At 67.6% G+C, this 19688-nt stretch carries 18 protein-coding genes; 8 read left to right on the top strand and 10 right to left on the bottom strand.

What is annotated here, in order from left to right:
* Nucleotides 1–2: 2 nt before the first annotated feature.
* The gene (locus tag CA982_RS23095) at nucleotides 3–905 is read left to right on the top strand and encodes a hydroxymethylglutaryl-CoA lyase (RefSeq protein WP_086537505.1); all 903 of its coding nucleotides are present in this window, start codon (nucleotides 3–5) and stop codon (nucleotides 903–905) included.
* A 59-nt stretch (nucleotides 906–964) separates the two neighbouring features.
* On the opposite strand, the gene CA982_RS23090 is transcribed toward CA982_RS23095, so the two are convergent.
* Both CA982_RS23090 and uvrB read right to left on the bottom strand, forming a co-directional pair.
* Complete coding sequence (locus CA982_RS23090; protein ID WP_004018865.1) at nucleotides 965–1408, bottom strand: universal stress protein; 444 nt, start codon at nucleotides 1406–1408, stop codon at nucleotides 965–967.
* Between the two features lie 173 nt (nucleotides 1409–1581).
* Nucleotides 1582–3738: an excinuclease ABC subunit UvrB gene (gene uvrB / locus CA982_RS23085; protein WP_086537504.1), complete on the bottom strand. Its 2157-nt coding sequence runs from the start codon at nucleotides 3736–3738 to the stop codon at nucleotides 1582–1584.
* A 138-nt stretch (nucleotides 3739–3876) separates the two neighbouring features.
* Between uvrB and CA982_RS23080 the strand changes: the two genes are divergently transcribed.
* A complete protein-coding gene (locus CA982_RS23080) occupies nucleotides 3877–4458 on the top strand; it encodes a ribonuclease FAU-1 family protein (protein WP_086537503.1) in 582 nt (193 codons plus the stop codon).
* Between the two features lie 23 nt (nucleotides 4459–4481).
* On the opposite strand, the gene CA982_RS23075 is transcribed toward CA982_RS23080, so the two are convergent.
* Both CA982_RS23075 and coaE read right to left on the bottom strand, forming a co-directional pair.
* A complete protein-coding gene (locus tag CA982_RS23075; RefSeq protein WP_086537511.1) occupies nucleotides 4482–4952 on the bottom strand; it encodes a hypothetical protein in 471 nt (156 codons plus the stop codon).
* A gap of 135 nt (nucleotides 4953–5087) precedes the next feature.
* Nucleotides 5088–5984: a dephospho-CoA kinase gene (coaE, locus tag CA982_RS23070; protein ID WP_086537510.1), complete on the bottom strand. Its 897-nt coding sequence runs from the start codon at nucleotides 5982–5984 to the stop codon at nucleotides 5088–5090.
* 300 nt (nucleotides 5985–6284) lie between these two features.
* Between coaE and CA982_RS23065 the strand changes: the two genes are divergently transcribed.
* On the top strand, nucleotides 6285–7043 hold the full coding sequence (locus CA982_RS23065; protein ID WP_144066098.1) for an aspartate racemase/maleate isomerase family protein: 759 nt from the start codon (nucleotides 6285–6287) through the stop codon (nucleotides 7041–7043).
* A gap of 124 nt (nucleotides 7044–7167) precedes the next feature.
* On the opposite strand, the gene aztD is transcribed toward CA982_RS23065, so the two are convergent.
* The gene (gene aztD, locus CA982_RS23060; protein WP_425269104.1) at nucleotides 7168–8433 is read right to left on the bottom strand and encodes a zinc metallochaperone AztD; all 1266 of its coding nucleotides are present in this window, start codon (nucleotides 8431–8433) and stop codon (nucleotides 7168–7170) included.
* A 58-nt stretch (nucleotides 8434–8491) separates the two neighbouring features.
* Nucleotides 8492–9250: a TetR/AcrR family transcriptional regulator gene (locus tag CA982_RS23055; RefSeq protein ID WP_086537508.1), complete on the bottom strand. Its 759-nt coding sequence runs from the start codon at nucleotides 9248–9250 to the stop codon at nucleotides 8492–8494.
* An 88-nt stretch (nucleotides 9251–9338) separates the two neighbouring features.
* On the opposite strand from CA982_RS23055, the gene CA982_RS23050 reads away from it, so the two are divergent.
* Both CA982_RS23050 and CA982_RS23045 read left to right on the top strand, forming a co-directional pair.
* A complete protein-coding gene (locus tag CA982_RS23050) occupies nucleotides 9339–11081 on the top strand; it encodes a DEAD/DEAH box helicase (protein ID WP_208618077.1) in 1743 nt (580 codons plus the stop codon).
* Entirely contained in the window at nucleotides 11078–11680 is a 603-nt protein-coding gene (locus CA982_RS23045; RefSeq protein WP_086537500.1) for an SWIM zinc finger family protein, read from the top strand. Before CA982_RS23050 ends, CA982_RS23045 begins: the two co-directional genes overlap by 4 nt.
* Before the next feature lie 78 nt (nucleotides 11681–11758).
* Here CA982_RS23045 and rpsA read toward each other — a convergent pair whose 3' ends face one another.
* Nucleotides 11759–13234, bottom strand: coding sequence for a 30S ribosomal protein S1 (gene rpsA, locus CA982_RS23040; protein WP_004018874.1), 1476 nt, complete (start codon nucleotides 13232–13234; stop codon nucleotides 11759–11761).
* Between the two features lie 225 nt (nucleotides 13235–13459).
* Between rpsA and CA982_RS23035 the strand changes: the two genes are divergently transcribed.
* The 3 genes from CA982_RS23035 (at nucleotide 13460) to CA982_RS23025 (ending at nucleotide 16420) form a co-directional block, all read left to right on the top strand.
* On the top strand, nucleotides 13460–14035 hold the full coding sequence (locus CA982_RS23035) for a 2'-5' RNA ligase family protein (RefSeq protein WP_086537499.1): 576 nt from the start codon (nucleotides 13460–13462) through the stop codon (nucleotides 14033–14035).
* Nucleotides 14036–14374: 339 nt separating this feature from the next.
* Nucleotides 14375–15472, top strand: coding sequence for a class I SAM-dependent methyltransferase (locus tag CA982_RS23030; RefSeq protein WP_086537498.1), 1098 nt, complete (start codon nucleotides 14375–14377; stop codon nucleotides 15470–15472).
* Between the two features lie 84 nt (nucleotides 15473–15556).
* A complete protein-coding gene (locus CA982_RS23025; RefSeq protein WP_086537497.1) occupies nucleotides 15557–16420 on the top strand; it encodes a class I SAM-dependent methyltransferase in 864 nt (287 codons plus the stop codon).
* Between the two features lie 6 nt (nucleotides 16421–16426).
* Here CA982_RS23025 and CA982_RS23020 read toward each other — a convergent pair whose 3' ends face one another.
* From CA982_RS23020 to CA982_RS23010, 3 genes are read right to left on the bottom strand one after another with little or no spacing between them, the layout of a single operon-like run.
* Nucleotides 16427–17236, bottom strand: coding sequence for an amino acid ABC transporter ATP-binding protein (locus CA982_RS23020; RefSeq protein ID WP_279627983.1), 810 nt, complete (start codon nucleotides 17234–17236; stop codon nucleotides 16427–16429).
* Entirely contained in the window at nucleotides 17233–18192 is a 960-nt protein-coding gene (locus CA982_RS23015; RefSeq protein WP_086537495.1) for an amino acid ABC transporter permease, read from the bottom strand. Before CA982_RS23015 ends, CA982_RS23020 begins: the two co-directional genes overlap by 4 nt.
* Nucleotide 18193: 1 nt before the next feature.
* On the bottom strand, nucleotides 18194–19093 hold the full coding sequence (locus CA982_RS23010; RefSeq protein ID WP_086537494.1) for an ABC transporter substrate-binding protein: 900 nt from the start codon (nucleotides 19091–19093) through the stop codon (nucleotides 18194–18196).
* Between the last annotated feature and the right edge of the window lie 595 nt (nucleotides 19094–19688).

The following is a 19688-nucleotide window of genomic DNA, read 5'->3' as shown; positions in this document are numbered from 1 at the left end:
CCATGTCAGATGTGCAGTTGATCGAGGTCGGCCCGCGGGACGGGCTGCAGAACGAACAGACCCTGCTCTCGGTCGACGAGAAGGTCGAGTTCATCGGCCGGGCCGTGGACGCCGGAGTGCGCCGCGTCGAGGCGGTCAGCTTCGTCAACCCGCGCCGGGTTCCGCAGATGGCCGGCGCGGAAGAGGTCATGGAGCGGGTGCCACGACTGGACGGCGTCTCCTATATCGGGCTCGTCCTCAACCGTCGTGGCCTCGACCGCGCTCTCGCGTCCGCGGTCGACGAGGTGAATGCGGTCGTCGTCGCCACCGAGGAGTTCAGTCGCCGGAACCAGGGGTGCGGCGTGGCGGACACGATCGCGGCGGCCGTCGACGTCGTGCGCGATGCGCGCGCAGCCGGGATCGCGACAACGGTGACCATCGCGGTCGCTTTCGGCTGTCCCTTCACCGGCGAGGTCGAACCGGGCTGGATCTCCGACATCGTGGCCCGGCTGGCCGACGAGGCCGCCCCGGACGAGATCGCGCTCGCCGACACCATCGGCGTGGGGGTGCCGGCACAGGTGCGCGACCTCGCTCGCCGCACAGCAGAGCGTGCGCCGGGGATCCCGCAGCGCTGGCACTTCCACAACACGAGGAACACGGGCTACGCGAATGCTCTCACCGCGCTCGAGTCCGGGGCGAGTGCCCTCGACGCGAGTATCGGCGGCTTCGGCGGTTGCCCGTTCGCGCCCGCAGCCACCGGCAACATCGCGTCCGAGGATCTCGTCTATGCACTCGACCGGTCGGGGGTCACCACCGGCATCGAGATGCAGCGACTGGTCGACGCCGCGCAGTGGCTGGGCAAGGCCCTGGACAAGGATGTCCCCGCACTCCTCGGACGTGCCGGAGCGTTTCCGGCCGCCCGCTGAGGCGGGACGTCTCCTCGGGGCATCACCACGACTGCGTAGTGACGACCCGCGACACCGGATCAGCCGGTGGTGTGCACGATCAGGACGTCGCAGGCCGATTTGCGGGCGACATCCGCGGGGACCGATCCGAGGAGCCGGCCGGCGATCGAGTTCAAGCCGCGGTTGCCCACGACCAGAAGGTCGGCCTTGACGTCGCTGACCAGCTGCAGGAGCGCGTCGACCGGAGCTCCCTTGACCGGGCGCTGCACCACGTTGGTCGCACCGGCCTTGGCCGCGCGTTCTTTCGCGGTCCGGAGGATCTCCTCGGTCGGCGTCGACCCGGTGACCTGATATGCCTCGTCCTTGAGGACGTCGGCCGCATCCCCGGCGCCGCGCTCGTTCGGGAAGTACGCGCAGGCGATCACCAACTGAGCGTCGCCCGCGAGTGCACCCGCACGTTCCACAGCCTTCATCGACGACTCGGAGCCGTCAGTACCGACGACGACGGTTTCGTAAGAGCTCATCCCAACCTCCCGACATGAAATCGCCTCGCTGCCCATCAGCGAGGCGTCACCGCGTATACCCAAACTGCAGGGGTCCTGCACCGGGACATTAGTTTGCCACGCATGCGTCTGTCCCCCGTTCGTGGTGATCGGCACATCGGCCGGTCACACACAGCGCGCCCCACGTGGAGACCTCACTTGATGCCGGCCGCGTCCATCCCGCGCATCTCCTTCTTCAGATCGGCGATCTCGTCGCGGAGTCGCCCCGCGAGCTCGAACTGCAGATCACGAGCGGCGGTCATCATCTGATCGGTGAGTTGGGACACGAGATCGGCGAGTTCGGCCCGCGGCATCAGCGAGACGTCACGCTTCTCGATGACCCCTGAACTGCCGGCCTTCGAGACCTCGCCCTGGGCGCGGCGTCCGCGGCTGGAGTTTCGTCCCGATCCGCCGACCGCCACGGTCTCGTCCTCCGCCTCCCGATACACCTGGTCGAGGATGTCGGCGATCTTCTTGCGCAGCGGCTTCGGATCGATGCCGTTCGCCTTGTTGTAGGCGATCTGCTTCTCGCGACGTCGCTCGGTCTCGTCGATCGCGTTGCGCATCGAATCGGTGATCTTGTCCGCGTACATGTGGACTTCGCCGGACACGTTGCGGGCCGCGCGACCGATCGTCTGAATGAGTGACGTGGTGCTCCGGAGGAAGCCCTCCTTGTCGGCGTCGAGGATCGCGACCAGGGACACCTCGGGGAGGTCGAGACCCTCGCGCAGCAGGTTGATGCCGACGAGGACGTCGTAGTCACCCGAGCGCAACTGGCGCAGCAGTTCGACGCGACGCAGGGTGTCGACCTCCGAGTGGAGGTATCGGACCCGGATACCGAGTTCGAGCAGGTAGTCGGTGAGATCCTCGGCCATCTTCTTGGTCAGGGTCGTCACCAGGACGCGCTCGTCGCGATCGGTCCGCTCGCGGATCTCGTGGACCAGGTCGTCAATCTGCCCCTTGGTGGGTTTGACCACCACCTGCGGATCGACAAGACCCGTCGGCCGGATCACCTGCTCGACGAACTCGCCGTTGGACTGGCCCAGTTCGTAGGGGCCGGGGGTGGCGGACAGGTACACGGTCTGACCGATGCGGTCCACGAACTCGTCCCAGGTCAGCGGTCGGTTGTCCACCGCCGAGGGCAGACGGAAGCCATACTCGACGAGGTTGCGCTTGCGCGACATGTCGCCCTCGTACATACCGCCGATCTGGGGCACCGTGACATGTGACTCGTCGATCACCAGGAGGAAGTCGTCGGGGAAGTAGTCGATCAGGGTCGCCGGAGCACTCCCGGCGGCGCGGCCGTCGATGTGCCGCGAATAGTTCTCGATCCCCGAGCAGAAGCCGACCTGCCGCATCATCTCGAGGTCGTAGGTGGTCCGCATCCGCAGACGCTGGGCCTCGAGCAGTTTGCCCTTGCCCTCGAGGTCGGCGAGTCGTTCCTCGAGCTCTCGCTCGATGCTCGCCATCGCCTTCTCCATGCGTTCGGGCCCGGCGACGTAATGGGTGGCCGGGAAGATGCGCAACGAGTCGACCTGACGTACGACGTCACCCGTCAGGGGGTGCAGGTAGTACAACGACTCGACCTCGTCACCGAAGAACTCGATGCGGACGGCCAGTTCCTCGTAGGACGGGATGATCTCGACGGTGTCGCCGCGGACGCGGAACCCGCCGCGGGTGAAGGACACGTCGTTGCGCGTGTATTGGACGTCGACGAGCAGCCGCAGCAAGGCGTCGCGGTCGATCTCCTGGCCCACCTCCACCTCGACGGATCGGTCGAGATACGACTGTGGCGTACCCAGGCCGTAGATACAGGAGACCGAGGCCACAACGACGACGTCGCGGCGCGAGAGCAGGCTCGAGGTCGCCGAGTGGCGCAACCGTTCGACGTCGTCGTTGATCGACGAGTCCTTCTCGATGTAGGTGTCGGTCTGCGCGATGTACGCCTCGGGTTGGTAGTAGTCGTAGTACGACACGAAGTACTCGACGGCGTTGTTGGGCAGCATCTCGCGCAATTCGTTCGCCAGCTGCGCAGCGAGCGTCTTGTTGGGCGCCATCACCAGGGTGGGCCGCTGCACCTGCTCGATCAGCCAGGCGGTGGTCGCCGACTTGCCGGTACCGGTGGCGCCGAGGAGGACGATGTCCTTCTCCCCGGCGTTGATCCGTCGCGTCAGATCCTTGATGGCGGCGGGTTGATCGCCCGCCGGTTCGTACTCGCTGACGACCTCCAGGCGGGCTTCGGTCCGCTCGATCTCGCCGACCGGCCGGAACTCCGAGTGCGCGATGACGGGGCGTTCTGCTGCAAAAGCCATAGTGCCAGGGTAAACGCGGGCTATGACAACGATGTTCCCGCTCGGTTCGCGGGCCGAGCCGAACAGGCGGTGACGACCTTTCACCCGGAGATCGTCGGTCGCCCGGTACGGACGCGGTGGCCTGGCTAGATTCGAGGCATGACGAACCCTCGCGGAGGTGCGGCCGAGACAGCGCCCGCATCGCACCCGCCCAAGCGGGAGGTCTTCGACGTACCCGCGATGACCAACACGGACAACAAGGGCTACGTCCGTGAGGTCGAGGAGTACCGCGTCACCGACTACGGGCTGTACATGTCGCGCCACGCACCGGGGCATCCGCGGTTCGACCACCTGGAGTCCTGGCTGCTACCCGCATTGGGTCTGCGCGCGAACATCTTCCACTATCAGGGCGGTTACCGGGAGGGGCAGCGCCTCTATCTCGATGTCGGCCGCTTCGCCGGCCCCGACGACCACGGGCGGTGGCACGCCGAGGACTGGTATCTCGATCTCGTCGACGTACCGGGCACCCCGCCGGTGCTGCTCGACACCGACGAACTGCTCGAAGCGCATCGGGACGGGCTACTCGACACCACGCAGTGCGTCGAAGCGGTCGAGATCGCCACGCGCGCACTCGTCGGTACGGCCGAACACGGAAACGACGTCCAGGCCTGGCTGGACGCCGCGGCGGGCGGTGTGGTGGCATTCCGCGACCACGACCGGCGCCGCCACGGCGCCCCCTAGGTGTCGATCGACCTCAGTGGGTCTCAGTACGTCGGCAGGACGAAACATGCTCCGTTTCGAATGAAGTCGGGAAACTGCACACCGGTGCCGACGGTGACCGCGCGCGTCTTCTCCACCCCGTCGAGCGTGGCCTTCAGTACGTACCGGCCCGGCGCGGACGGACGCCACGTCGGCGTGACCTCGACACTCGTCGGCTTACGGTCGTAGAGGGTGACGGTGCGACCGGCACCCACGGAGGTCACCTTCAGATTCGACATCGCCGCGCCCGGGTCACCGACAAGTACCGACAATTCGTAGGCACAGCCCGCGCCGTACACCCCGTAGTTGAACGAGCCGTTGGCCGACGACCCGTAACCCGGGAGGGTGTCCACCGCGATGCCCTGCAGTGCCGCCTCGGCCGGCGCGGCCAGGGCGACACCGGCGCACACCACCGCTCCGAAAGCTATTGCGCCGCCAACGATTCGCGCGCGACCCCGCTGTCCCCGACCGACCATGCTGTGCTCCACTCCTGGGCTCGTCCTCGAGCACACCACCACCGCGGTGATGCGCGACTCACAAGCTAGCAGCGTGCACAGCCGCGCGTACCCATTTTGGAAACGATTGTAGTCAGTTTTTGTGTCGTGCTTCTCTCAGCCGACGACGACCCGCACCGTGGCCGGTCGGCCGGGGTCGCACGAGCCGTACAGATCCGACCCGGCCGGCGCGAATCCGCCGTCGGCGAGCCGGTCCACGAGACCCTCGGCGGCACCGGCGTCACGCGCGGTCACCTGTAACTCGACCGCCGCCGCGTCGGTGACGTCGACCGCGGTGGCCAGTTCACCGGCCACCGCCCAGAGCCGGTTGACCAGACGCGCGGACGGGCCGTCCGGGCTGGGCTCGGACGCAACGAGTCCGGGGACCGGCTCGGCGACTCGGCGAGCGCGGACGTTCAGCTCGAGAGGGACGAGACGCTCGTCCCAGATCCGCGCCGCCGATGCCGCCAGGTCCTCGGGGGCGCCGGAGTTGTCCAGCCACACGTCGGCCACGGCTCGACGCTGGTCGTCGGTCGCCTGCGCGGCGATCCGGGCGCGGGCATCGGCCTCGGCGACTCCCCGCATCGTCGTCAGCCGGTGCAACCGCACGTCGGCCTCGGCGTACACGATCACGACCAGATGGAAGAACGGAGCCGTGTGATTTTCCACCAGCAACGGGATGTCCTGCACCACAATCGCATCCGCCGGCGCGTCATCGAGCAACGCCTGCGTTCGCGCCCCGATGAGGGGGTGGGTGATGCCGTTGAGCGTCTGCCGGGATGCATCGTCGACGAAAGCTTTCGCCGCAAGCGCCGGACGGTCGAGACTCCCATCGGCGGCCAGGATCTCCGGCCCGAACGCCTCGACGAGCGCGGCCAGACCTTCCGACCCGGGCTCCACCACCTCCCGGGCGATCTTGTCCGCGTCGATGATGTACGCGCCCCGCTCGACGAACGTCTTTGCCACGGTCGATTTGCCGGCTCCGATGCCACCGGTCAGTCCAAGCCTGATCACGCCCAACAGTGTGACAAACGCCATGACCTAGGAGTGGTGCCGGGGCAGTCGCCCGGATCGCTGATCGCCGTCGGTTCAGTTCCTCGAGGACCTCGAGTGTCCGGCGGTTGGCAATGGCGTGATCGGCCCGGAACAGACCGATGGGCGTGGCCATGATCGCGTCGGCACCGACGTCGCTGACGTAAAGAAGTCGAATCAGGGCGGCCGGGCAGCAGCCTCACGTGCAGCCGAGGACGAGTCGGACCGATGGCATTCACGCCCCGCTCGACGGAACCGACCGCACCGTGTCACGGTGAGGAGATGACGAACGCGGCGTCGCCGAACTTCGGTCTGCTCTTCCCCACGGCGAACGCGGACGTCCGCGACTTCGCCGACCTCCTGGGACGTGTGACCCCCTCGTCGACACTGCAGGTGGTGGAGCTGCCGTGGCCGGCAGGAACGCAGTCCGCGCTCGGCAGCATGTCGGACCGAGAGCTGGCGGACACCGTCGCCGGGCTCGGCCGGCCCGCTGCACTTGCCGACGCCCTGTCCGGCTCGGCGGAGCGGTTCGAGGCCGTTGCGCTGGCGGTCACGTCGGCGAGTTTCATGCTCAGCCCGAATGACCACCGTCGACAACTGACAACGATCGAATCGACAGCCCGGTGTGCCGCGACCTCGACGATGCGCGGATTCCAGGAGGCCGTGGCCCATCTCGGGGCGACTGCCGTCAGCGTCGCCTCGGTGTACCCGCCGCTGTTCACCGACCGGTTCATCGAGCACATCGCCCGGTCCGGGACCACGGTCAGCCACCGTGTGGATGCGAATGCTCGCACCGACCGCGACCTGACGGAGTGGGGCGACGCGAGGATCATCGACCTGGTCGGTAGGGCCGCTCATCCGGAGGCGGAGGCTGTCCTACTGCCCGAAACCGCCCTGCACACCGACCACTTGACCTCCGCCCTCGCGGAGGCCGCCGGGGTCCCGGTGTTGACCGCCACCCAGGTGACGGTCTGGTCCCTCTTCCGCGCCGTCGGCCGGGCACCGCGAGCCGACCACGCCGGACCCCTGTTCCTCGGCTGAGTGCTGCGCCATGTCCGGGGCCGCACCGCGGAACGGATGCATCGACACGCAGAGACCCCGTCTCGCGCAGCGCGACCCGACAACAGGGACGCGCTGTCGAGACGAGGTCTCGTCGGGTCGCCGGTCAGCCCGTGACGGCGGCGAGTTCGATGGTCTCGTGCGGCAACTCCGCCTCACCGACCTTCTCGCTCTTGTTCAGATCGATCGCGACGATCTTCTTGGCCGCCGGATCACTGACGTAGGCGATGCCCTCCTGGACCACGACGTTCGGCATCGGGGACTGCCACTCGTCCGGTTCGCTCCACGCACCGATCGCCGGGATGGTCGCGGTCTTCGCGGCCGTGTCGACGTCGAAGACGTGCAGGGCGCCGTCGGTTCCGAGGATCACCCCGGACCCACCGGGTCCACGCTCGATGGACCGGAAGCTGTACGACGTGCCGAGGTCGACCAGCCGGAGCCGGCCGGTGCGGGTGTCGGTGAGCGAGAATCTCGTCGGCCGTTCGATGTCGGCATCCGGGTCGGATTTGTAATCGCCGAGTATGATCGGTGACTCGTCACTGCCGGCCTGGTTGCCGATGCGCCCGTACGGGTCCGGGCTGTCGACCTTGCGGATCTCGTTGCCGTTCACGATGAGCAGACCGTCCTCGCAACCGAAGGCGAGGACTCCGCCGGCGCCGGCGGCTTCACCGTGCACGCCGGGACACTGGTCGTTGCGCACGATCTCCTTGCGCTCACCGTCGAGGATCGCGACTCCACTGCGTGAGTCCTCGTTCCCGACGGTCACCACGACGCTGCCGTCCTCGCGGAACACCGCGACCCCGTGGTGGGGTTCGGGAAGGGTGAAGGAGGTCGATGCCGCGTTGCCGCGCAGGAGTTCGGCGGGCTCGACGATGTCGACCTCACCGGTCCCGTCGGTGAAGAGCGTGATCCGGGAGTCATGGGGCACAACGTGTCCCGGCCCCTCTCCGCCGAAGGTCATGTCGGTCATGGCCGGGGTGGTCGTGTAGTGGTGACCGTGATCGCCGTGCTGGCGCGTCCAGGTGCCCATGTCGAGGACCCGGAACCCGTCCGACTCGGAGACGAAGACATTGCGGCCGTTGTCGGCGCTGTTGAGCCGGATGAAGCCGTCGACCGGTAGGTCGGCGACCTGCTCGAGCGACTCCGCGTCGAGGACCAGGATGCCGCCGTCGTAGCTGAGCGCGAGACGCGGTGTGGCGCTCTGCTGTTCGACGGCCTTGGCGGAACTGGAGGCGGCGGGTGTCGAGTCGCCGGAATCCTCGCTCCCACAGGCGACGAGCGCGAACGATGCGGCGGTGAGAAGCGCCAGAGATCGGGTCAGATTTGTCCGTTGTGCAAACACCCGGACAGTGAACAGGGAAATGAAAATCATTGTCAACAACGCATGGGTGAAACGACGCGAACATAGCCCCCGGCGGTCGATCCGAGCGTCACATCGGACGTCGGGACAGCAGTGGCCGCACTCCGTCCAGTACGCGTGAGAGTCCGAACTCGAAGGCGTCGTCGGGGGCACCGGGCGCCTGATGGATCTCGCCGACCGCACTGCCGACCCGATCCGACAGCGGAAACGCACCATCGGGGATGACCACCGCGAGTTCGGGGCCGGCGATCTCCCACCAGTGCGCATCGCTCATCCCGGTCTCGTCGGCAGCCACCCGTGCTCCGATCGCCTCGCGCGCATTGCCGGTCACGAAGGCACCGATCAGCGAGATGATGTTGTCACGCTGGACATCCGAGATGTCGAGTGGCTCGAGGAGTTCGAGCTGCCGCTCATAGCGGGCGAGTCGATGCGGCCCGAGCACCTGACGCCAGGGCGAGGCCTCCAGCAACCAGGGATGAGCGAGGTACTCGGCACGTAGTGCGCGCGCAACACCCGCCAGGGACTCGACGACGGTCGACGAACTCGGAGGCATCGGCGCGTGGGCCGCCACCTCGTCGACCATGAGTGCCACCAACACGTCACGTGTCGGTACGTAGGTGTAGAGACTCATCGGTCCGATGCCGAGGTCGGCAGCCAGCGCGCGCATCGACACCGCGCCGAGTCCGCCCGCGTCCGCACGGCGGATCGCCGTCCTGACGACGTCGTCGACCGACACGCGCTGCCGAGGTCCGCGTCGCGGCGCCTCGACGCCGGCCTCGGCCCGCCACAGCAGGCGGACCAGCGTGCGTACGTCATCAGCGGTCGACACGGCGGACCCTCTCCCGTACGGTGTACCGAGTAATAACTCCGTACACCGTACCAAGAGGAGTGCCACGCTGACCACACAGGCCACATATCTGCCGGATCTGCACCAATTCGCGCTCTGGTCGTCGCATGATCCGGACCTCGGCAGCCGCGCGGAGTCGTGTCGCCTCGCGGTTCCGGAGGGCCACGGCCTCGTCGTCCGCGACGTCGGCTGCGACCTGGTCGACGTCCCGACACTCCTCTCCCGAGACGAATCCGGCCACTCCGGCCGGGTCGCCGAGTCGGTCCTGGCGTGGCGACGCACAGTCGCCGGTGATTTCTCGACGCCACTACCGCTCGCCGCCCACGCCGAGGTCGACCCCACCGGCACCGCGATGACCACGGCCGATTACGCCCGTGCGGCGCTCCGGGACTGCCTTGTCACAGCGGACACCCTGCGCGACACGCTCCGGGCAAGTCTGCGGCCCTACCAGATTCGCGGGATCGCGTGGCTCGCCCGGGCCGCCGCGGCCACCGGTGGCGCCGTGCTGGCCGACGAGATGGGACTCGGCAAGACCGTCCAGGCGATCGGGCTGTTGACGCTGCGGGCCCACGAGGGACCACAGCTGGTCGTCTGCCCGACGAGCCTCGTGACCAACTGGACGTATGAGATGGCACGATTCGCGCCCGCACTCGACATCCATTCCGGCCCCCTCGACGATGCCCCGGTCGAAGCCGGTTCGGTCACCGTGATCTCCTACGCACGACTGCGGCTGGGCATCGACGTCGTGCGCCGGACCCGGTGGGCGACAATCGTGTTCGACGAGGCACAGGCGTTGAAGAACCCACGGACCCAGGTCTCCCGCGCGGCCCGCTCCGTCGATGCCCGTGCTCGCGTCGCGTTGACAGGCACCCCGATCGAGAACAGTCTCGACGACCTCTGGTCGATTCTCCGCGTCACCACGCCGGGACTGTTCCCACACCGGGCGGTGTTCCGACGCCGGTTCACCAAAGCCGTGGACGACGGCGACACCGGCGCGCTGCAACGACTCCGGGTCGCGGTGTCCCCGGTGATGCTGGCGCGCACCAAATCCCGGGTGGCGTCGGCGCTGCCACCGAAGATCCCCAATCCGGTTCTCGTCGACCTGACCGACGAGCAGGCGCAGCTCTACGACGCCCACTTGGCGCGTGTGGAAGACGACGGCTTCGGCGATGGATTCGAGAGACACGGAAGGATTCTCGCCACCCTCACCCGACTCAAGCAGATCTGCAACCATCCCGGTCTCGTCACCGGCGACACCCGCGTGCTCGTCGGCCGCTCGGGCAAACTCGACGTGTGCACGGAGATCCTCGCCGACAACCTGCGCACCGACTCCCCCACACTGGTTTTCACCCAGTACCGCGACACGGGCGAGCTCCTCGTCCGCCACCTCGTCGATCAGTTCGGTATCGACGTTCCGTTCTTCCACGGCGGCCTCCCCACGGGCCGGCGCGATGAGCTCGTCGCCGATTTCCAGGCGGGTCGCGGCGCGGGTGTGATGGTGATGAGTCTCAAGGCCGGCGGCGTCGGACTCACCCTCACCCGTGCTTGCGACGTCATCCATTTCGACCGCTGGTGGAACCCCGCGGTCGAGGCTCAGGCCTCTGATCGGGTCCACCGCTTCGGACAGGAGCGTCCGGTCACGGTCACGACCCTCACGACGGCCACGTCGCTCGAGGAGCACATCGACGACCTGCACCGGCGCAAGTCCGCCCTCAGCACGCACACCGACGACTCGTCGGCGCTCGCGGAACTGACCGGCCTCAGCGACGAGCGGCTGATCGACGTCCTGCGCCGCAACCGGGAGGTGCGATGACCGGCTCACCTGCCGAGTTCGGCTTCAGCCGCTGGGGAGCCGAGATCGTCCGGCTCGCCGAGCCGATCGCGACCCGCTCTCCCAACCCGCTGGCGCCACGCGCCCGCAGCGTCGCCCGCAACGGGGGCGTCACACTGACCATCGACGGACGTTCGGTCAGCGGACTGGTCCAGCGTGGCGGTGACGCGTCGATGGCCCACCTGGAATTCGACCCGATGACCTCGGTCACCGCGTCGGCACTGCGCGACCTGCTCGGCCCGTCCACGGAACCGACCGACGACATGCACCGCAGGGTCGTCGAGGCGGCGGCGTGGTCCGCTGCGGATCTCGACGTCGCGGACTGTTCGTGTCGCGCCCGCGGCGATCGATGCCTGCACATTCTCGCCACCTTGTACGCACTCGCCGCGGCGATCGATCGCGAGCCCGCCCTCGCTCTCCGGCTACGCGGCTTCGAGGAACCGCTCGACGGTGCGCCCGCCGACTCCCCGTCGGACGCGGGCGGCCCGACGGGTCGGACACCCCCGCGCTGGTCAGCATTGACGGCCTTCGATGTCCGGGACTACTGGCAGTCCGGGTCACGTGCCGACATTGCTCGCTGACACGCATGGACGAGACATGAGAGAAGCCCTCCCGGTTTCCCGGGAGGGCTTCTCTCATGTGCTCAGTGAGCGAGTGTGTCAGGCGTTGCCCGACAGCTTCTCGCGCAGTGCGGCGAGCTGCTCGTCGCTGGCCAGCGAACCGCCGGCCGACGACCCACCGGTCGAGCTGCTGGACGACGATCCCCCGCGGCTCTCCGACGCCGACGAGTAGTCGGTCGGGGCGTTGGCGGCCTCGGCGGCAGCGGCGGCGAACTTCTCCATCTGGGCGGTGTGCATCTTGTGACGACGCTCGGCCTCGGCGTACCGGGCCTCCCATGCCTCACGCTGCTTCTCGAAGCCTTCGAGCCATTCGTTGGTCTCGGCGTCGAAGCCCTCGGGGAAGATGTAGTTGCCCTGCTCGTCGTAGCTGTCGGCCATGCCGTACTTCGAGGGGTCGAACTCCTCGGTGTAGTCCTCGTTGGCCTGCTTGAGGCTCAGCGAGATCCGGCGACGCTCCAGGTCGATGTCGATGACCTTGACCATCGCGTCGTCGCCGACGGCGACAACCTGATCCGGCACCTCGACGTGGCGCTCGGCCAGCTCGGAGATGTGGACCAGACCCTCGATGCCCTCGTCGACGCGGACGAACGCACCGAACGGCACCAGCTTGGTGACCTTGCCCGGCACGATCTGGCCGATGGCATGGGTGCGGGCGAACTGACGCCACGGATCTTCCTGGGTTGCCTTGAGCGACAGCGACACACGCTCGCGGTCCAGGTCGACGTCGAGGACCTCGACGGTGACCTCGTCGCCGACGGCGACGACCTCGGACGGGTGATCGATGTGCTTCCAGGACAGCTCGGAGACGTGGACCAGACCGTCGACGCCGCCGAGATCGACGAACGCGCCGAAGTTGACGATCGAGGACACGACGCCCTTGCGGACCTGGCCCTTCTGCAGCTGGTGCAGGAACTCGCTGCGGACCTCGGACTGGGTCTGCTCGAGCCATGCGCGACGCGACAGGACCACGTTGTTGCGGTTCTTGTCGAGCTCGATGATCTTGGCCTCGATCTCCTTGCCGATGTACGGCTGCAGATCGCGGACGCGACGCATCTCCACGAGCGATGCCGGGAGGAAGCCGCGCAGGCCGATGTCCAGGATCAGGCCGCCCTTGACGACCTCGATGACGGTGCCCTTGACGGCCTCGTCCTTCTCCTTGAGCTCCTCGATGGTGCCCCAAGCACGCTCGTACTGCGCACGCTTCTTGGAGAGGATCAGACGACCTTCTTTGTCCTCCTTGGTGAGGACCAGGGCTTCGACCTCGTCACCGACGTTGACGACCTCGTTGGGGTCCACGTCGTGCTTGATCGACAGTTCGCGAGAAGGGATGACGCCTTCGGTCTTGTAACCGATGTCGAGCAGAACCTCGTCCCGATCGACCTTGACGATGGTGCCTTCCACGATGTCGCCATCGTTGAAGTACTTGATCGTGGAGTCGATGGCGGCGAGAAAGTCCTCGGCAGTGCCGATGTCATTGACGGCTACTTGCGGCGAGGTGATCGTGGGGGACGACATATGTTGAGTTGCTCCGGACAGGTGTGTAGTAGGTACGATTCTGCAAAGCTCTGTTGATCGACACCACCTGGACCGGCCTGTCACCGGTCAGGGCAGGTGCGAACCGCGCGTCATCGGGCACACGCGCGTGTAGAAGCCTACTCCAGCGGCATTGTGCTGGGCAAATGGCTCGTCTCGCGAGGCCGCCGGGACGTACGGCTCCGCGGAAAATGAGACGATCCCCACGTGGCGCACTCACTCGAACTCCTCCTCGACGACTCGTCCGACCAGCAGGTTCGGGCCGAATGGGCCGCTCTCGCCGCAGCCGGACTGCCCCATCAGGGACGCGTCGCCTCGGCGACCAACCGTCCCCACGTCACGCTCGTGGCCGCGTCGCGAATCGATCCGCGCGCCGACGCGGCGCTCGCCGGGGTCGCCCTGCGCCTTCCGGTCGGCATGAAACTCGGCGCCCCCATCCTCTTCGGCGCCGCCGGCCGGTCGACGCTCGCGCGGCTCGTGGTGCCGTCGACCGAACTCCTGTCGGTCCACGCCCAGGTCGGCCGGCTGTCCGCCGACTTCATCGAGTCCCGACCGGCCGCCTCCCCGACGGCGCCCGGAACTCGCGAGACACCGTTCGCGCACACCGTCCCCGGGCAGTGGACCCCGCACGTCACCCTCGCGCGGCGGATGGACGCCGACCAGCTCACCCGCGCGTTGGACATCCTCGACCTACGCACCGAGATCGTCGGTGAGTTCACCGCCCTCCGCCGCTGGGACCCCGACGACGGCATCGACGTCGTGCTCGCGGGGCGGGCCTGCTGAGCGGACAGCCACGACGGACCCCGCCGACGGGCCGCCGGTTCCGTAGGGCGGGCGGTCAGGCCGACGGGCGGCCGGAGCCCCGGCCTCCGGGCAACGCGCCCAGGAGACGACGAAGCCGGGAGGTGCGCCGGAACCGGGGACAGGAGCCGGCGCCGCACAGCGCGCAGTCGGTGCCCGCCCGGTAGTGCTCATGCGCCGCTCGGTCGTGACCGCATCGGCAAGTCTCGTCACCCACGGCGCACAGATTACCCACTCCCGAACCGGCGGTCCGGCGAAGTTCGCGGCTCCGCATTCGCCCAAACGAGCGCGCGGTGCGCCGGCTCGGCCACATCATGGTTCATGACCGAAGCAGTGGATCGCCACCCTGACCGGCCGGGAGCGAGCCCCGAGGCGTTCGCCGAACGGCTCTTCGGTTCGGCGCTGGCCACCGCCGAGACGATGAGTGTGTATCTCGGCGACCGTCTCGGGTGGTACCGCTGCATGGTCGAGTCCGGACCACTCACCTCCGACGCACTGGCCGAACACACCGAGACCAATGCCCGCTATGCCCGGGAGTGGCTCGAGATGCAGTGCGCCTTCGGCATTCTCGATGCGGACCTCACCGCGAGCCCGCCCACCTTCGCGATCCCGCCGGGCGTCGCCGAGGTACTCACCGACACCTCGAGCCTGTCGTATCTGGGCGCCCTCCCGCGCATGTTCGCGGCATCGGCCCGCCACCTCCCAGAACTGCTCGACGCCTACCGGCACGGTGGGGGCGTCAGCTGGGAAACCCTGGGTGCCGATGCGCGCGAGTGCCAGGCCGATCTCAACCGGCCGTGGTTCGACAACCGGCTCGCGCCGGCACTCGCCGGTGTCGACCACCTTCACGCGCGTCTCTCGCGTCCCGGCGCCCACATCGCCGACATCGGGTTCGGCGCGGGCCATTCCACCATCGCACTCGCCCGGGCGTATCCGGAGGCGACCTTCGTCGGCCTCGACGTCGACGACGCCTCGGTCCAGATGGCCCGGGCGCACGCAGCCACCGCGGAAGTCTCCGAACGCGTGCGGTTCCTCGTCGCAGACGGAGACGAGGCGTCGGCGCATGGTCCGTTCGACGCCGCCTTCGCATTCGAGTGCCTGCACGACATGCCCCGACCGGTCGAGGTCCTCGCCGCCGTCCGTCGCTCACTGACCCCCGGGGCGTCGCTGATCGTCATGGACGAAGCGGTATCCGACGAGTTCACCGGCCCGGCAGACGATCTCGACAAGATCATGTACGGGTTCTCGTTGTTCGTCTGTCTGCCCGATTCGATGAGTTCGCCGCCGTCGGCGGCGACCGGCACGGTGTTCCGGCCGTCGACCCTGAAGCAGTACGCGCGCGACGCCGGCTACGCGGGCGTCGAGGTCCTACCCATCGAGGACTTCAGCTTCTTCCGCTTCTATGAGCTGACCACCTGAGCGCTCCGAGGAGTGCGGCCGGCATCGACCGATCGGGATCCGCGGGACACCGGTCGAGAAAAGACGGGGCCCTATCATCGCAGGGTGTCCCCCAACGAGGCCGAATCCAAGCACACGACATCGAACGGCCCGGGAGCGAACCGGCCCCCGAGGATCCTCGGTGACGTCGACTCCACGTCCAGCGACCGCGCCAACCGCTGGTGGTGGGATCACGACGCGGAGAACTACCACGTCGAGCACGGTGAATTCCTCGGCGCACATGCCGCGGGCGGGGACTTCGTCTGGTGCCCGGAGGGACTTCGCGAGTCCGACGTCCATCTCCTCGGCGACATCGACGGGCGCGACATCCTCGAGATCGGATGCGGTTCGGCGCCCTGCGCCCGATGGCTGGCCGCACACGGCGCACGTGCGGTCGGCGTGGACCTGTCGCGGCGGATGCTGGGCATCGGACTCGACGCGATGACCGCCGAGGGCGTACGGGTACCGCTCGTGCAGGCCACCGCGGAGACGCTGCCGTTCGCAGCCGAGTCGTTCGACTCCGCGTGCTCGGCGTTCGGCGCAGTGCCGTTCGTCGCCGACTCCGCCGGTGTGATGAGCGAGGTCGCTCGTGTTCTGAAACCCGGCGGCCGTTGGGTTTTCGCCGTCAACCACCCGATGCGATGGATGTTCCTCGACGACCCCGGGCCGGAGGGACTGACCGTGCGGATCCCCTACTTCAACCGCACGCCGTACACCGAGACCGATGCCGACGGCACGCTGACCTACGTCGAACACCACCGCACCATCGGCGACCGTGTCCGCGAACTCCGTGCAGCCGGATTCGTCCTCGACGACATCATCGAACCCGAATGGCCGGACGGTTTCGACCGGACGTGGGGCCAGTGGAGCCCGTTGCGCGGCAGCTACTTTCCGGGGACAGCGATCTTCTGCAGCCACAAGGCCGACTAGCGGCACTCACAGCAGCTTCGACAAGAACTCCCGGGTGCGTTGTTCCTTGGGGTCGGAGAGCACCTCGCGCGGATCGCCCTGTTCGACGACGACCCCGCCGTCCATGAACACCAGTTGATCCGCGACCTCCCGCGCGAAGCCCATCTCGTGGGTGACGACCATCATCGTCATCCCCGAGGCGGCGAGTTCGCGCATCACCTTCAGGACGTCCCCGACGAGTTCGGGGTCGAGGGCCGAGGTGGGTTCGTCGAAGAGCATGAGCTTGGGGTCCATGGCGAGTGCGCGTGCGATCGCGACGCGCTGCTGCTGGCCGCCCGACAGCTGGGCCGGGTAGGCGTCGGCCCGGGTGGACAATCCGACCCGGTCCAGCAGGTAGCGGGCCTTGTCGACCGCTTCCGAACGGGACTGCCGCTTCACCTGCATCGGCGCCTCGATCACGTTCTCCAGGGCCGTGCGGTGCGGGAACAGGTTGAAGTGCTGGAACACCATGCCGATGTCGCGGCGCTGGGTGGCGGCGTCCTTGGCGCTCATCTCGTACAGCTTGCCGCTGCGTTCGCGATACCCGATGAGGTCACCGTCGACGTAGAGCCGGCCCGCGTTGACGACCTCGAGGTGGTTCACACATCGCAGGAACGTGGACTTCCCCGAGCCCGACGGTCCGATGAGGCACAACACCTCTCCCCGTGCGACCTCCAGCGAGATCCCCTTGAGGACCTGTACCGAACCGAAGCTCTTGCAGACACGGTCGGCCACCACCATCGGCGTCGGTGATCCGCCGGGATCTGCCGGACCGGTCGTGTGCTCTCCCGGGCTCATGCCTTCTCTCCCCCTGCCGGGCCCGCGGCGCCGCCGGGTGCCGTGGCCGCCCCGTCGGCCATCGTCTTGAGTTGTCGCGCCGTCAGCGCACGTGTCGCGCCCTTGGCGTAGTAGCGCTCGACGTAGTACTGCCCCACCATCAGAACGCTGGTGATGACGAGGTACCAGGTCGAGGCGACCAGCAGCAACGGAATCGGCTCGAAGATCACCCCCGAGATGTCGCGCTGGCGGCCGTAGAGGTCGAGCGTGAGCGGGACCGCGGCCACCAGGCTGGTGGTCTTGAGCATGCTGATCAGTTCGTTGCCCGTGGGCGGGATGATGACCCGCATGGCTTGCGGCAGGACCGTGCGTCGCATCGTCTGCGACCACGACATGCCCAAGGCGACCGAGGCCTCGGTCTGCCCCTCACCGACCGACGACACACCCGCGCGGACGATCTCGGCCATGTACGCGGCCTCGTTCAGACCCAGACCGATGACCGCGAACAGGAACGCGGCGTTGAGGGTCTGGATGTCGAGGGACACGAACTGGTGCACGAACGGGATGCCGAGGTCGATCTGCTTGTAGATCGCCGGGAACAGGCCCCAGAACACGAGCTGCACATACACGGGCGTACCGCGGAAGATCCACAGGTACACCCACGACGTCCCGCGCAACACCGGGTTCGGGCTCAGCCGCATGATCGCCAGGAGGACTCCGAGCACGATGGCGATCGCCATCGACAGCAGGGTCAGGGCCAGGGTGTACCCGACGCCCGACAGGATGCGCGAGTCGAAGAGATAGTTGCCGTACGTGCCCCAGCTGTAGGCCTCGTTGGTGGCGGCACCGTAGATGAACAGCGCGGCCAGCACGACGATGATCACCGCGGCGATCCACTGCCCGGGCCGGCGGAGCGGGACCGCCTTGATCGGTTCCGGTTCGGTCGATGTGGCGGGGTCGGCCTGCGGTGACGTCACCTCAGTTCACCGCCCCGTTGATGACGGAGACATCGATCATGCCCTCCTCGAGACCCCAATTGGCCGCGATCTGCTCGTACTGTCCGTTGTCCATGAGGTACTGCACCGCCCGCTGCATCGCGACCGCGACCGGCGAACCCTTTCGGATGGCCCACCCGTAGGGCGCGGAATCGAAGATGCCGCCGGCCGGCTTCAACCGGCCGTCCGTCCGCTTGATGGCGTAGGCGGTGACCGGCGAGTCGGCCGACATCGCGTCCACCCGTCCCAGGATCAGCGCGTTGACCGCCTCGTCCTGGCTGTCGAACCTGACCTTGTCGATCGCCGTCTTCCCCGCAGCGATGCAGGCGGCGCTCTTGGCGGGGACCTCGTCGGTGTCCTCGTAGGTGGTGGTCTGGACCGCGACCCGGAGACCACATGCGTTGTCCGGATCGATGTCGTCGTCGTTGTCGGTGGCCTGCGCCCACTGCACGCCCGCGCTGTAGTAGGTCACGAAGTCGACCTGCTTCTCGCGTTCGAGTGTGTCGGTGAACGAGGACATGCCGACCTGGTAGGTGCCGGCCTGGATCGACGGGATGATCGTGTCGAACTGGGACTCCTTGTAGTCGGGGACCAGTCCGAGCACCTTGCCGACGGCGTTCATCAGATCGACGTCGTAGCCCACGATCTTCCCCGAGGCGTCCTTGTATTCGTTGGGCTGATACGGGATGTTGACCCCGACGATGAGTCGTCCGGTGCGCGCTATCTCGGCTGGGACGAGGGCCGCGATCTCCGGCACCTTCGCCACGTCGATGTCGATCGGGGTGACCTGATTCGCACGCTCCCGCGCCTCGTTGTCCACGCACCCGGTCACGACGACCAGAACGGCGAGCACGACGCCGAGCCAACGAGCCACCCGCGTCACACCACTTCCCTTCCTCCGGCCGTGCGCACCAGCTCACTGTAGTTCGCCTGCCGCACCCCGGCTCGCTACCCACGATTCACGCGTGTTCCTGCCGGACTTGCGGCTCCACCGGGCGAGTACAAACGCTCGCCGTCTACTCCCTGATCCGAACGAACAACACCCCTTGATCCCTCAGGTGCGAGCTTGCGAGCCCCTCACCCTGATCCCTGAGGAGCGAGCTTGCGAGCGTCACGAAGGGTCCCAACCCCGGTCGCGTGACCCTTCGTGACGCGCCCTCCGCAAGCTCCGGGCGCTCCTCAGGGAGCGGATAGGTGGGGCAGGTTCAAGTGGTCGCCGCAACAGCCTGACTTGTGGAGGCTGTGGTGGCTGTTGCTGGGATACGCGTTGGGGAGGATTTGCGGGCTCGGTTTTGGAGTGAGATCGAGGCGGGGGCCTCGGTTGTAGCAGCGGCCCGATCGATCGGGGTGTCGTCGTTTACCGGCTACACGTGGATGCATTCTGCTGGGCGTTCGTTGCCCAGCGGTCGCGGTCAAGGCCGGGTCAAATCTGCTGAGGTCCACGAGCAGTTCTGGTCGGGATTACGTCGGGGACTGAC

The organism is Gordonia lacunae (genome assembly GCF_002149015.1).
Classification (GTDB): Bacteria; Actinomycetota; Actinomycetes; order Mycobacteriales; family Mycobacteriaceae; genus Gordonia; species Gordonia lacunae.
The sequence above is the reverse complement of the archived record's forward strand: the minus strand, read 5'-3'. Positions and strand labels throughout refer to the sequence as shown.